This is a genomic window from Alkalimonas delamerensis (genome assembly GCF_030717955.1).
GTDB classification, from domain to species: Bacteria; Pseudomonadota; Gammaproteobacteria; order Enterobacterales; family Alteromonadaceae; genus Alkalimonas; species Alkalimonas delamerensis.
The window spans coordinates 234349-247619 of sequence record NZ_JAUZVY010000001.1 but is presented as its reverse complement, the minus strand read 5'-3'; the positions used below and the strand labels follow the sequence as shown (position 1 = coordinate 247619).

13 protein-coding genes are annotated in these 13271 nt (G+C 53.6%); 3 read left to right on the top strand and 10 right to left on the bottom strand.

The genetic code is table 11. The annotated features are described in order from the left end of the window. Positions 1-4 precede the first annotated feature (4 nt). Both Q3O59_RS01145 and Q3O59_RS01140 read left to right on the top strand, forming a co-directional pair. On the top strand, positions 5-814 hold the full coding sequence (locus tag Q3O59_RS01145) for a symmetrical bis(5'-nucleosyl)-tetraphosphatase (protein ID WP_305943855.1): 810 nt from the start codon (positions 5-7) through the stop codon (positions 812-814). A gap of 129 nt (positions 815-943) precedes the next feature. Next, positions 944-2953 (top strand): methyl-accepting chemotaxis protein, encoded by a 2010-nt coding sequence (locus Q3O59_RS01140; RefSeq protein ID WP_305943854.1) that lies wholly within the window; start codon positions 944-946, stop codon positions 2951-2953. A 67-nt stretch (positions 2954-3020) separates the two neighbouring features. Here the strand turns inward: Q3O59_RS01140 and Q3O59_RS01135 are convergent, their stop codons facing one another. The 5 genes from Q3O59_RS01135 to rplU form a co-directional block, all read right to left on the bottom strand. Continuing rightward, a complete protein-coding gene (locus tag Q3O59_RS01135; protein WP_305943853.1) occupies positions 3021-3395 on the bottom strand; it encodes a DUF3718 domain-containing protein in 375 nt (124 codons plus the stop codon). A 74-nt stretch (positions 3396-3469) separates the two neighbouring features. Continuing rightward, complete coding sequence (gene folA, locus Q3O59_RS01130) at positions 3470-3958, bottom strand: type 3 dihydrofolate reductase (protein WP_305943852.1); 489 nt, start codon at positions 3956-3958, stop codon at positions 3470-3472. Between the two features lie 9 nt (positions 3959-3967). Further along, positions 3968-5128 carry an Obg family GTPase CgtA gene (gene cgtA / locus Q3O59_RS01125; protein WP_305943851.1) on the bottom strand — a complete coding sequence of 387 codons (1161 nt, stop codon included), beginning with the start codon at positions 5126-5128 and terminating at the stop codon, positions 3968-3970. A 139-nt stretch (positions 5129-5267) separates the two neighbouring features. Continuing rightward, a complete protein-coding gene (gene rpmA, locus Q3O59_RS01120) occupies positions 5268-5525 on the bottom strand; it encodes a 50S ribosomal protein L27 (RefSeq protein ID WP_305943850.1) in 258 nt (85 codons plus the stop codon). Between the two features lie 17 nt (positions 5526-5542). After that, a complete protein-coding gene (rplU, locus tag Q3O59_RS01115; RefSeq protein ID WP_091338772.1) occupies positions 5543-5851 on the bottom strand; it encodes a 50S ribosomal protein L21 in 309 nt (102 codons plus the stop codon). Between the two features lie 214 nt (positions 5852-6065). On the opposite strand from rplU, the gene ispB reads away from it, so the two are divergent. Next, complete coding sequence (gene ispB, locus Q3O59_RS01110; protein WP_305943849.1) at positions 6066-7037, top strand: octaprenyl diphosphate synthase; 972 nt, start codon at positions 6066-6068, stop codon at positions 7035-7037. 67 nt (positions 7038-7104) lie between these two features. On the opposite strand, the gene lysS is transcribed toward ispB, so the two are convergent. The 5 genes from lysS to xerD all read right to left on the bottom strand — a co-directional run bounded on the left by lysS (position 7105) and on the right by xerD (position 13198). Next, positions 7105-8622: a lysine--tRNA ligase gene (lysS, locus tag Q3O59_RS01105; RefSeq protein ID WP_305943848.1), complete on the bottom strand. Its 1518-nt coding sequence runs from the start codon at positions 8620-8622 to the stop codon at positions 7105-7107. Between the two features lie 40 nt (positions 8623-8662). After that, positions 8663-9761 (bottom strand): peptide chain release factor 2 gene (prfB, locus tag Q3O59_RS01100; RefSeq protein WP_305943847.1). Its coding sequence is split into 2 segments (ribosomal slippage): positions 8663-9685 and positions 9687-9761, totalling 1098 coding nucleotides; the frame shifts between segments, so codons are not numbered across the junction. Positions 9762-9842: 81 nt separating this feature from the next. Continuing rightward, positions 9843-11567 (bottom strand): single-stranded-DNA-specific exonuclease RecJ, encoded by a 1725-nt coding sequence (recJ, locus tag Q3O59_RS01095; RefSeq protein ID WP_305943846.1) that lies wholly within the window; start codon positions 11565-11567, stop codon positions 9843-9845. A gap of 3 nt (positions 11568-11570) precedes the next feature. Further along, positions 11571-12284: a bifunctional protein-disulfide isomerase/oxidoreductase DsbC gene (gene dsbC / locus Q3O59_RS01090; RefSeq protein ID WP_305943845.1), complete on the bottom strand. Its 714-nt coding sequence runs from the start codon at positions 12282-12284 to the stop codon at positions 11571-11573. 14 nt (positions 12285-12298) lie between these two features. Continuing rightward, a complete protein-coding gene (gene xerD, locus Q3O59_RS01085; protein WP_369812336.1) occupies positions 12299-13198 on the bottom strand; it encodes a site-specific tyrosine recombinase XerD in 900 nt (299 codons plus the stop codon). Positions 13199-13271: the final 73 nt, after the last annotated feature.

Sequence of the window (13271 nt, the reverse complement as noted above, 5' to 3'; positions counted from 1 at the left end):
CGACATGGCAACCTATGTAATTGGCGATGTTCAGGGCTGCTACGATCAGTTGCAACACTTGCTGGATGCCATCGCATTTAATCAGAAACAGGATCAACTCTGGTTTTGCGGGGATCTGGTTGCACGAGGTCCGAAATCACTTGAAACCTTACGCTTTATCAAAGCACTAGGCTCCTCAGCCATCACTGTGCTTGGCAATCATGACCTGAATTTAATTGCCAGCTTTTATGGTCATGGCGTCATCAAAAACAGCGATCAACTCAATGCGCTGCAACAAGCCCCCGATTTCGCAGAGCTGGTCCACTGGTTGCAACAACAACCCCTGCTCTACAGCCCCTGCGAGCAATCTCTGTTGGTCCATGCAGGCATTCCACCTGGCTGGGATCGCGCTACCGCCATCCAGCAAGCGCAACGAGTCTCTCAGGCACTGCAACACGATGCAGCACAGCTTACCGCAGCCATGTATGGCAATGAGCCTGACAGCTGGCAGCATGCACAGAGCGCGACAGAACAACTGCGCTTTACCATCAATGCACTGACCCGAATGCGCTTTTGCCAGTTGGATGGCCGACTTGAGTTAAAAGAAAAAGGCGAGCCCGGCAGCGCACACCTGAAACCCTGGTTTGATTTCTGGCCAAGCGACAATTCGACCACCATATATTTTGGCCATTGGGCAGCACTCAATGGTGCCTGTGCTCATCCCAAGGCCATTGCGCTTGATACCGGCTGTGTCTGGGGGAATCTGTTAACCGCCTATTGTATTCAAACAAAACAGCGGTATAGTGTTACTGGGTATCAGAAAAAAACCATGTGATCATCCGGCACTTGCAGCTGACAGGCTGCCTGCCTTTTTGGTGTTCGTAATAAATTTGGCTAAACTTAGGTCTGATTCAGCAGAGTTTCAGCTCATTTGATCTGACTGACCAGTCCATCGGGAGTTTTTATGAAGTTAACTGTAGCGCTCAGAGTCATTGGTGGCTTCGGCATCATCTCCTTGTTGCTGCTGATCATCGGTATCTCCGCGTACCTTAGCCTGAACAGCATTAATCGCTCGACCAACCAGGTCAATGAAGTCTCTATCCCGGCGCTGGAAAACAGCTCAGCCTTGCAAAGTCAGTTTGTGATTATGAGCAAGATCAGCTTGCAGGCTTTTTATGCGGAAGAACTAGAGCTTATTCAACGCTTACAACGTGACTTTGAGCAACAAAGAGCCATCTATGAGCGAGCCTCTAATGATTTGGAGCTCGCATTGCAGCGTGAGCCCGAACTTCGAAATGCCTACAATCAAGTCAGTGCCGTTTATGGCGACTTTTTACCAGCGAACAACCGCTTATTTGAGCAGCTGACCAACCGGCTGACATTGCGCAACACCATGAACCAGCAAATGGAAGCCCTGGAGATGGCATCGGATGATGCTGCCATGTACATTCTGGATTTTACCGATGTTCGTGATGTCCAAAACCGCTTCCCGGCGGCCTATGAAGCGGCTACTCAGATAGAGATGGGATTGAATACGCTGATTAGCACTGCTGTAGACCTGATTCGGACCGAAAACCCGGTCATCGCCAATACCGTAGCGAATGAATTGAACTTCCGTTTGAGTGAGCTGACACAAAACTTTGCCACTGTGCAGCAGCAGGCCGGAAGCCTCGATTTAGTCGCCGATTTGGCCGATAAGGTGGCTGAAATTGAGCAACTGCTATCCGGCAATCGTGGTCTGACACGCATTAAAGAGCAGCATTTGCAATCGACCGCAGCCGCGGAAGTTCTGCTGGAAGAAACCGACCAACACGCCAACGCCGGCCTAACGCAATTGAATGCTTTGTTAGCACTGGCTCGCTCTGCAGCCGATGATATTCAGCAACGCTCGGCCGCCAATGTCAGCAACGCCGTCATCTTTAACTTCATCGTAATGTTTATTTCAGTCGTGCTGGCAGCCGGTATTACCATCTGGACGGTACGCAGCATTACTCAGCCTTTGCACAAGGTGAATGAGATCCTCGGCGTCGTGGCCTCCGGTGACTTGACCCGCAAACTCGAGGTCAAGGGCCATGACGAATTTGCCGAGCTGTCGCGCAACTGCAACAAGGTGATTGACAGTTTGCAGCAACTGATTAAAGGCATTATTTCCCGCTCAACCCAACTGGCCGCGGCTTCAGAGCAAACATCAGCCATTACGGTACAAACCAGTGGAGCCATCAAAGAGCAGAAGTCCCAGGTCACTCAGGCTGCGACAGCCACCACAGAGATGAGCAGCACGTCGCAGGGCGTCATGCAAAGCGCCGGTGATGCGCTGGCTGAAATCAAAAATGCCGATAGCGAAGCCGAGCGGGTCAAAGGTATTTCGCATACCAACAAACAAATCATTACCGAGCTGTCGCACGAAGTAGAGCAGGCGTCCCAGGTTATCAACAAGCTGCACCAGGACAGCGCCTCCATTGGCAGTATTTTGGATGTGATCCGGGGCATTGCTGAACAAACCAACCTGTTGGCGCTGAATGCAGCCATCGAAGCAGCCCGTGCTGGCGAACAGGGCCGTGGCTTTGCGGTGGTGGCCGATGAAGTCCGCTCACTGGCCAGCAAAACACAGGCCTCGACCCAGGAAATCCAAGCCATGATCGAGGTGCTGCAAAAAGGTGCACAGAATGCAGTAGAAGCGATGAAAAAAGGCAAGAAGCAAGCCGAAAACTGTGTTGAGCAAACCGATATTCAGGACAAAGCTCTGGATTCGATTACCCATGCAGTGCACCAGGCCCGGGATATGAGTGAGCAAATCGCCCATGCTGCCGAAGAACAGAACCAGGTAGCCAGCGAAATCAGCCAGCTGCTCGAGTCCATCGTCTCCATTGCTGAAGAAACAGCATCGGGTGCTGAACAAACCTCCGACTCAAGTCATGAGGTAGCTCGACTGGCTGAAGAGTTGCGCCAATCGGTCGATCAATTCAAAGTCTGAGTGGATTGCGCAGCCATAAAAAAATCCGCCTGTTAGGCGGATTTTTTTATTCACGAAAAAGAGGGAGTTAACTACCAGCCCTATCTTGCAGTGAAGCAAATAAAGCGGTATCGCCAAAACCATTGGCTTGAGCCCACTCTACATCGCCTGAATCCGCGATCTGAGAGCCAGGCAGCTGACGGATAATAAACTCGCCGACGTCATTGGCATCATTACGAAACGCATGACGAATCAAACTTTCCCCATTACAAACCACTCCATCGTAGATATTGCGCAAGCGCAAACGGTAGTCGCTCAACACTTTGCGAAAGCGGTTCCGATCATCCGCAGCCACAAAGTCACACATGGACGCGGCCAATTGCTGATCGGCTGATGCAACCGGTGAAAATAACATGGCCCCTGCGACCATGGCACTACAGACAATGGAAGGCAACAACTTCATCGACGTCTCCTCAAATACATCGTGCAATGATTTCATAGTAGCAACATGTAGCACTATGCGCAAATGTTCGGCAGCTATCCCAGCCGCTCTAAGATAATAAACTGATACGAAAACGGATTTTTGGCATCTGCCGGGTGCGACTCCGAGGCCAACACCCGCCAGTCAGCAACCGCTTGGTAATCCGGAAACCAGGTATCACCTGTCAGTTCAGCATCAATTTGAGTCAGGTAAAGGCGCTTTGCTTTCGCCAGGCATTGGCGGTAAATTTCAGCACCGCCCATGACCATCACTTCCTCATCCGGACGGGTAGCCGCTAAGGCCTGCTCCAGGCTGCTGAACCACTCTGCTTCCGTGTTGGCAGGCGCTGGCTGCCTACTGACCACCAGATTGCGGCGATTTGGCAGCGCCCGACCAATGGAATCGTAGGTTTTGCGCCCCATCAATACGGTTTTACCGGTCGTCAATCGCTTAAAGTGCTGCAAATCGGCCGGCATATGCCAGGGCATGCTGTTGTTCAGGCCAATCACTCTGTCCTTGGCCATCGCCGCAATCATTGAAATCATCCGGACTCCTTAACGCTGGTAAATCACTTCGACATCATAATCATCGTCATCAAAGTCATCGTCATCTTCATCGACAGGATGGGGTTGTTCGAGTGCAGCAGGCTCGTCATCGTGCCACTTAAAGGCTTCCGGATCTGCAGCTGGCTGAGAGTCCTGTTCACGCGGTAATTCATCCAAATAGTCAAACACCGCTTTCGCCAGCTCTTTGGTCCCGGTACTGCTGGCTGCAGCAATGCTGTACACCGGCTGTTGCCAGCCCAGCTCGGCAATCACCCGTTGCTGGATCTCTGCCAACTCGTCTTCGAGCACCAGGTCGGTTTTATTAAATACCAGCCAGCGTGGCTTAGCAGCCAGCTTCTCGCTGTACTTGGCCAGCTCCTGCACAATCACGCGGGCGTTATCGGCCGGATCCGAACCATCTGCTGGCAACACATCCACTAAGTGAATCAACAGCCGGCAGCGCTCCAGGTGGCGCAAAAACTGAATACCCAGACCAGCACCTTCTGCGGCCCCTTCAATCAGCCCCGGTATGTCGGCAATCACAAAGGAGCGATGCGCATCGACCCGTACCACACCCAGATTGGGCACCAGGGTGGTAAAAGGATAATCCGCTACTTTCGGTTTCGCGGCCGACACAGAGCGGATCAGGGTGGATTTGCCAGCATTGGGCAGTCCCAACAAACCGACATCAGCCAGCAACATCAATTCCAATTGCAGGTTACGGATTTCACCAGGGGTACCATTGGTCTTTTTGCGCGGCGCACGGTTGGTGCTGCTGGCAAAACGTGCATTGCCAAGGCCATGCCAGCCACCTTTGGCAACCCGCAACCGCTGTCCTGCTTTGGTCAGGTCACCAATCACCTCGTTGGTATCGACATCGATGGCACGGGTGCCTACCGGTACCCGCAACTCCAAATCATCACCGCGTTTACCGGTGCAGTTTTTACTCATACCATTCTGGCCACGCTCAGCCCGGTGAAAGCGTTCAAACTGATAATCCACCAAAGTGTTCAGATTGGTATCGGCCACCAAATAGACATCACCGCCATCGCCGCCATCGCCGCCATTGGGACCGCCTTTGGCAATAAATTTTTCGCGCAGAAAACTGATTATTCCGTTCCCGCCATCGCCGGCTTCGACCCGGATTACGGCTTCATCAACAAATTTCATTTGTGGTTACCTGATTCCATCACTCGCTGATCCATTACTGGATGACCAGCCACTAGTATATACCAAAGTGCCCTTGGACAAAGGCGGCTTAAAAACAAAAAACCCCGCAACAAGGCGGGGTTTTCGTGCAGTAAGAAGCTTACTCAGCAACAATGCTGATGTATTTGCGATTGTGCTCGCCTTTCACTTCAAACTGGACTTTGCCGTCGGTCAGGGCAAACAAGGTATGGTCACGGCCCATGCCTACGTTATTACCGGCGTGGAACTTGGTTCCACGCTGACGGACAATGATGTTACCCGCTAAAACAGACTCACCACCGAAGCGCTTAACACCTAAGCGTTTAGCTTCTGAATCGCGACCGTTACGGGTACTACCTACACCTTTTTTACTTGCCATGGTTCAGTACTCCTCGATTACGCGCTGATGCTGGTAATTTTCACTTCAGTGAACCACTGACGGTGGCCCATCTGCTTACGTGAATGCTTACGACGACGGAACTTCACGATTTTGATTTTATCGTGACGGCCATGACTGACCACTTCCGCAACCACTTTGCTGCCTTCAACAACAGGGGTACCGATGCTGATGTTCTCACCATTCGCTACCATCAAAGGGGTAAATTCAACTGTGGCGCCGGCATCTAAATCCAGCTTTTCCAGACGCAGGGTCTGACCTTCAGTCACACGGTGCTGTTTACCACCACTTTGGAAAACCGCGTACATAGTTAACTCCGTACAAAGCACGCCTGTGCATAAAAGAAGAGGCGTGTTAATTCAATTCACAGGGCGCGAATTGTACGCAATTTCCCCTGAGCTCGCAAGTGCAATTTCGAAAAAGATCCCTGTACCGGCAAAAGGATCCCGTTTCACTTGGTGTCCCTTCGCACCATGGTGTAGAATTGCCGCAATTTCATCACTTTCATGAAGCGGTTTTTTGATGTTACCAGAGCAGATCCGGCAGTTGTCTCAGGACGATATGACAGCAGTCAACCATCATATTTTTTCCCAGCTGACATCGGATGTAGCGTTAATTAACCAGCTAGGCATTTACATTGTCAACAGTGGCGGCAAACGCTTACGCCCCTTACTGGCTACACTGGCTGCGCGCGCTGTTGGCTATCAGGGCAAGGATCACATTACCCTGGCCACCATCATCGAGTTTATTCACACCGCAACACTGCTGCATGACGACGTGGTGGACGAATCCACCTTACGCAGGGGCAAGGAAACAGCCAATGCCGTCTTTGGCAACCAGGCCAGTGTGCTGGTCGGGGACTTCCTTTACACCCGCGCTTTCCAGCTGATGGTGTCGCTCAAGCGGATGGAGGTGATGGCCATTTTAGCTGATGCCACCAATAAAATTGCTGAAGGCGAAGTCTTGCAGTTGATGAATGTGCACGATGCCGACACCAGCGAAGCCAACTACCTGCAAGTCATTTATTGCAAAACCGCCAAACTGTTTGAAGCCGCCACCGAACTGGCTGCTATTTTGGCCGATCAGCCTGAACCGGTGGTGAACGCCATGCGTGCCTATGGCGTGCATTTGGGCACCGCTTTCCAACTGATTGATGACGTGCTGGATTACCAGGCAGACCAAGCCGAGTTGGGTAAGAACATCGGTGATGATTTGGCCGAGGGCAAACCGACACTGCCATTAATTCACGCCTTACAGCATGGCAACAGCGAGCAGCAAGCCTTGATCCGAAGTGTCATTACTGAGGGGAATGGCTTGCAGCATTTGGATGCCATTATGGCCGCAATGCAGCAGACCGGTGCCTTTGACTACACCCGGCAAAAAGCCGAGCAGGAAGCAGAAAAAGCCAAAGCCGCCCTGACGGTTCTGCCTGACAGCCCCTACAAAGCAGCCTTACTGCAGCTGGCTGATTTATCAGTCGGACGCTCCAGCTGAACGCTTCCATCTGATGCAAAAAAGCCCGGCTGGGAGTCCAGCCGGGCTTTGCTGAAAGACTAAGCTATTACTTCGTTTCTGGCCGCATGTGCGGGAACAGAATCACATCCCGAATCGAAGCCGCATCGGCCAACAGCATCACCAGGCGGTCTATCCCAATGCCCTGACCAGCCGTTGGCGGCAAGCCGTGCTCAAGTGCAGTCACAAAGTCTTCGTCGTAGAACATGGCCTCATCGTCACCGGCATCTTTTTGTTTCACTTGCTCCAAAAAGCGCTCGGCCTGATCTTCGGCATCGTTGAGCTCGCTAAAACCATTCCCCAGCTCGCGGCCACCAATAAAGAATTCAAAGCGGTCGGTAATCTCCGGGTTATGGTCATTACGACGCGCCAGCGGTGATACCTCGGCCGGGTACTCAGTGATAAAGGTAGGATGACGCAACTTGGTTTCCACCAACTCGTCAAACACCTCCATCAGAATACGGCCATGGCCGTAGTTGGCTTTGACTTCAATCCCCAGACTTTTCGCCAGTTCAGCCACGGCTTCACGCGTTGCCAGCTGCTCTTTGGTTACCGTCGGGTTGTAATGCAAAATCGACTCGGTGACCGACATCCGGGCAAAGGGCTTGCCAAAATCAAACACCTCGCCCTGATAGGGCACTTCGGTGCTGCCCAGCACTTCCAGCGCCAGACCACGAAACAACTTCTCCGTTAAGTCCATTAAGTCGTTGTAATCGGCATAGGCCCAGTAAAACTCCAACATGGTAAATTCCGGGTTATGACGAGTCGAGACCCCTTCATTGCGGAAGTTACGATTGAGCTCAAATACTTTTTCAAAGCCACCGACCACCAGCCGCTTTAAATACAGCTCGGGCGCAATACGCAAAAACATCTGCATATCCAGCGCATTGTGGCGGGTTTCAAACGGGCGTGCCGAGGCACCGCCTGGAATGCCTTGCAGCATGGGCGTTTCGACTTCTAAAAAGCCTTCATCATTGAAAAAGCGACGGATATAGGCCACGGTTTTGCTGCGCACCAAAAAAGTTTTGCGCGATTGCTCGTTGGAAATTAAATCCAGATAACGCTGGCGATACCGTGCTTCGTTATCGGTTAAGCCATGGAACTTATCCGGCAGGGGGCGCAGCGCTTTGGTCAGCAAGCGAATGTCCGTCAGCCAGACCGTTAATTCACCGGTCTGGGTTTTAAATAAGTGGCCGCGGGCACCAATGATATCGCCCAGGTCCCACTTTTTGAATTGCTCGTTGTACACGCCTTCTGGTAGGCTGTCCCGGGCAACATAGAGCTGAATTTTACCGCCCATATCCGCAATGGTGGTAAAGCTGGCTTTGCCCATGATGCGCCGGGTCATAATACGGCCACCCAGACTGACAGTGATTTTCTGCTCTTCCAGCTCTTCCTTGCTAAGGTGCCCATATTTGGCAATCAAATCGCTGGAAATGCTGTCACGCCGAAAATCGTTCGGGAACAGAAAACCGTCTTCGCGCAGTGCCGCCAATTTATGCTTTCGCTCAGCAATCAGCTTATTAACGTCCTGAATTTCGTTATCTTGGTTCTGCTGTTCGGCCATGTTTGATTCCTGAGTGTTGTAAGTAAAAGCGTGTTGTCAGTTATAAGCCGGCTTTCAAGCTGGCTTCGATAAATTTATCCAGATCGCCATCCAGCACCGATTGGGTGTTGCGGGTCTCAACGCCGGTGCGCAAATCCTTGATGCGGGAGTCGTCCAGCACGTAGGAACGGATCTGACTGCCCCAGCCGATGTCGGACTTGCTGTCTTCCAGCGCCTGCTTTTCCGCATTTTGCTTTTGCAGCTCCAGCTCGTACAACTTGGCACGCAGCTGTTTGAAGGCGTTATCGCGGTTTTTGTGCTGAGAGCGATCATTCTGGCACTGCACCACCGTATTGGTTGGCAAGTGGGTGATCCGGATGGCTGAGTCGGTCCGGTTGACGTGCTGACCACCGGCGCCAGACGCGCGGTAAGTGTCAATGCGCAAATCCGCCGGATTGATGTCGATTTCAATGTCGTCGTCCACTTCCGGTGCCACAAACACCGAGGCAAAAGAGGTATGACGGCGATTGCCGGAGTCGAACGGGCTTTTGCGCACCAGCCGGTGCACACCGGTCTCAGTGCGCAACCAGCCGTAGGCGTACTCACCACTGAACTTGATGGTGCAACCTTTGATGCCGGCAACATCGCCATCGGTGACTTCGTACAACTCGGGGTTAAAGCCTTTTTCCTCGCCCCAGCGCAAATACATCCGCATCAGCATGCTGGCCCAATCCTGTGCCTCGGTTCCACCGGAGCCAGATTGAATATCCAGATAGCAATCGGACGCATCGTGCTTGCCGGAGAACATCCGGCGAAACTCCAGCAGCTCCAGCTGCTGCACCAGCTCAGCCAATTCGGCTTTGGCTTCTTCGAAGGTATCTTCGTCGTCCGCTTCAACGGCCAATTCCAGCAAGCCGGCAACGTCTTCTACGCCCTGCTCCAGCTTTTGAATGGTACTAACCACCTGCTCCAACGCCGAGCGCTCTTTGCCAAGCGCCTGGGCTTTTTCCGGTTCATTCCAAATGGCCGGGTCTTCCAGCTCGCGGCTGACTTCCTCTAAGCGCTCTTGCTTGGTATCGAAGTCAAAGATACCCCCGAAGCACAGCAGTGCGCTCGGTAACATCTTTGATACTCTGGTGAATGGGGTTGACTTCAAACATGACGGAAAACCTTGCTGCGCTCATAAAAAATTGGCGTGGATTGTAGCAAATTTCCACGCCAAGGGCAGCAGTTTTCGCCGTTTATACGGCCATCATGTGCCGCACCAGCAATTGCAGGTTTTGCTGCTGGCGGTACTCATTGATGTCCAGCTGATAGGCCAGCCGGACTTGCTGCACATTGACATCCGGCCAGTTGCGACGGTCGGCATTAAACCAGATGGCATCCAGCAATTGGCCAGAGCTGTGCTGCAGCATCAGTTTTAAATGCTTATCAGCCAGCACCTTTTGCTGCACCAGCCTGAACTCACCTTCAAACACCGGCTCTGGGAAGGCCTGGCCCCAGGGGCCGCTTTGTTGCAGCAAGTTGGCAAACTCCAGTGCCATGCAATCCTGCGGCAGTTCGCCATCGGTCAATAGCTCGGCTTGCAGCATGTCCTCACTTACCCAGCGGCTGGCGATAAAATCGAGTGCCAACTGGAAGGTATCGAACCGATCCGCATCAATGGTCAAACCGGCCGCCATCGCATGGCCACCAAATTTTTTCAGCAAGCCCGGATACTGGCTGGCAATGGCTTCCAGCATGTCGCGGATGTGCAGGCCTGGAATGGAACGGGCCGAGCCTTTGAGCTCACCAGCATCGCCCTCGGCAAAGACAATCACCGGCCGGTGGTATTGCTCTTTGATGCGTCCGGCCAGTATGCCAATCACACCCTGATGCCAATCGGCCCGATAGAGGCACAAACAAGCCGGCAGCTCGCTTTGCTGCAACGACAGCTGCCGCAAAAACTGCTGGGCCTCTGCTTGCATGCTCTGCTCAATAGCCCGCCGCTCCACATTGAGCTCATCGAGCCTGGACGCCAGCTCGCGGGCCTGGCCAAGCTCCGGTGCCAACAAACAGCTGATGCCCAGTGACATGTCATCCAACCGGCCAGCCGCATTCAGCCTGGGTGCCAACGCAAAGCCAAAATCGCTGGCGGTTAAGCGGCTGGCACTGCGGTTGGCCACATCGATCAATGCCTGAATGCCAGGCCGGCAACGCCCAGAACGAATACGCTGCAAGCCCTGATGCACCAAAATACGGTTGTTGCTGTCCAATGGCACCACATCGGCCACTGTGCCCAGAGCCACCAGATCCAGCAGCTCGGCCAGATTGGGTTCTGTCAGCTGCTTGCTCTGAAACCAGCCCTGCTCACGCAAACGGGCCCGCAGCGCTAACAGCAGGTAAAAGGCTACCCCGACCCCTGCCAGCGCTTTGCTGGGGAATTCGCAGCCCGGCTGATTGGGATTGACAATGGCGTCGGCCGCAGGCAACTCGCTGCCGGCCAGGTGATGATCGGTGACCAGCACTTTCACCCCGGCGGCCTTGGCAACCGCCACGCCCTCGATGGCCGAAATACCGTTATCCACGGTGATGATAAGCTCAGCCCCTTGCGCCACCGCCAGCTCGGCGATTTCCGGGCTTAACCCGTAGCCGTACTCGAAACGATTCGGCACCAGGTATTCCAGGTACTTAAAACCAAAAGCTTTCAGCCCCGCCATCAAAACGGCCGTGCTGGTCGCGCCATCGGCATCAAAGTCCCCGACAATGACAATGTGTTGCTGCTGCTCAAGCGCTGCTTGCAGCAGCTCGGTGGCCGCATCAATGCCCTTTAATTGCTGCCAGTCGGCCAGATCGGCCGCCGCACGACTCAAGGCTTTGACATCCTGGATGCCACGGCTTAAATAGAGCCGCTGCAATACCGGGTGTAAATCGGCGCTCAACGACTGCGCCGGCACCGGACGTTGTTTTAACTGCTTGGTCAGCATCGGTTAATTGGCCAGTTGCTGCGCCAGCGCCTCGGCCGGCTGATAGCCGGGGATCATCTGTCCACTCGGCAGCACGATGGCAGGCGTGCCGGTCACACCAAAAGCCTGACCCAGCTGGTAATGCTGCGCCACCGGGTTGCGGCATTCGACAGCACTGACCGAACGACCGGCTTTGGCTCTGTCCATGGCACTGTTTTTATCCCGTGAGCACCAGATCGCCTCCAGGTCTTTACCGGTATCGGAGTTCATACCGCCACGGGGAAAGGCCAGGTAGCGCACTGTGATGCCTGCCTTGTAGTACTCGGTCATTTCCTGATGCAGCCGACGGCAAAAACCACAGCTTGGATCGGTAAAAATGGTGACTACATAGCGCTCATTTGGGGCTTTGAACTCAATGTAGTCCGTCAGCTCTGCCAGCTTTTGCTGGCGCATCGGCCGAATCAGCTGCTCATTGACCAGTTCGCGGTTTTGAATATCAAACAGGTTGCCTTCAAAGAAAAAGTTACCGTCGTTGCTGACAAAGAACAAGCCGCGGTTGGTAAACACCTGAGCCAGACCTTCGACCGGCGAGGGTCCTACCGAGTCAACCTTGAGGCCAAGCTGCGTCAGTTGACGCTGAATGGCCGCTTCATCGTAGGCGGTTGCTGTCTCGGCAGCGAGCTGGGTGGCGGCTAAGCCGAATGCAAATACAAGCATGGAAAGTCGAAGCATTGTCATGACATGGTTCCTGATTAACCCCGAGGGTGGTGTTGTTGATGCAAGTCCTGCAAGCGGGCCTGCGCAATGTGTGTGTAAATCTGTGTTGTGGATAAATCGCTGTGGCCAAGCAGCAGCTGGACCACCCGCAAGTCGGCGCCATGATTCAATAAATGCGTGGCAAAAGCATGGCGCAAGGTATGCGGTGACAGCGGACTCTGAATGCCCGCTACCTTAGCGTAAAACTTAATCCGATGCCAGAAGGTCTGACGGGTCATCTGCTGCCCACGGCTGCTGGGAAACAAGACCTCGCCCGGCTGACGCAGCAGCTCTGGCCTTGCTTCGCGTAAATAGCGCTGCAGCCAGTCCATCGCTTCTTCACCAATGGGCACCAACCGCTCTTTGCGCCCTTTGCCCTGCACCAGCAGCACCCCCTGACGCAAATTGAGTTGACGCAATGTCAGGCCCACCAGCTCACTGACCCGCAGCCCTGCTGCATACAAGACTTCCAGCATGGCTTTATCCCTGAGCCCAATGGCTTCGCTCAGATCCGGCGCCTGCAACAAGGCTTCCACTTCCGCTTCCGACAAGGTTTTTGGCAAGCTTCGTCCCAACTTGGGGTTTAACGTCTGCGCCAGCGGGTGATCCTGACGCTGACCACTTTGTTGCAGCCAGTTGTAAAAGCGCCGCAAGGCGCTAAGCAGCCGCGAGGTGCTGCGTGCACTGTAATGGTGGTCGACCCGCTCGGCAAGATAAGCTTCAACATGCTGAGGCTGGGCTTGCAGCAAGCCAAGGCCTGTTCCTTCTTTGGTTAAAAATAAAGCAAAATGCCGCAAATCGCTGCCATAGGCGCTGAGCGTATGGCGACTGGTCGCCGACTCTTGCCAGAGCTGCTGCAGAAAATCTTCAATGAGCGGGCTTTCAGTGGTAGGCACAAGGAGCATCGTCTTAGGTTCAATGACCTTAGTTTAACGCGATGCCGCTTGCGGACAAAGTGTTCGTGCAGCT

Bases quoted from the DNA above. Each gene is read 5' to 3' on its own strand.
- Q3O59_RS01145 (WP_305943855.1), top strand. From the start codon at position 5: ATGGCAACCTATGTAATTGGCGATGTTCAGGGCTGCTACGATCAGTTG.
- Q3O59_RS01140 (WP_305943854.1), top strand. From the start codon at position 944: ATGAAGTTAACTGTAGCGCTCAGAGTCATTGGTGGCTTCGGCATCATC.
- Q3O59_RS01135 (WP_305943853.1), bottom strand. From the start codon at position 3,395: ATGAAGTTGTTGCCTTCCATTGTCTGTAGTGCCATGGTCGCAGGGGCC.
- folA (WP_305943852.1), bottom strand. From the start codon at position 3,958: ATGATTTCAATGATTGCGGCGATGGCCAAGGACAGAGTGATTGGCCTG.
- cgtA (WP_305943851.1), bottom strand. From the start codon at position 5,128: ATGAAATTTGTTGATGAAGCCGTAATCCGGGTCGAAGCCGGCGATGGC.
- rpmA (WP_305943850.1), bottom strand. From the start codon at position 5,525: ATGGCAAGTAAAAAAGGTGTAGGTAGTACCCGTAACGGTCGCGATTCA.
- rplU (WP_091338772.1), bottom strand. From the start codon at position 5,851: ATGTACGCGGTTTTCCAAAGTGGTGGTAAACAGCACCGTGTGACTGAA.
- ispB (WP_305943849.1), top strand. From the start codon at position 6,066: ATGTTACCAGAGCAGATCCGGCAGTTGTCTCAGGACGATATGACAGCA.
- lysS (WP_305943848.1), bottom strand. From the start codon at position 8,622: ATGGCCGAACAGCAGAACCAAGATAACGAAATTCAGGACGTTAATAAG.
- recJ (WP_305943846.1), bottom strand. From the start codon at position 11,567: ATGCTGACCAAGCAGTTAAAACAACGTCCGGTGCCGGCGCAGTCGTTG.
- dsbC (WP_305943845.1), bottom strand. From the start codon at position 12,284: ATGACAATGCTTCGACTTTCCATGCTTGTATTTGCATTCGGCTTAGCC.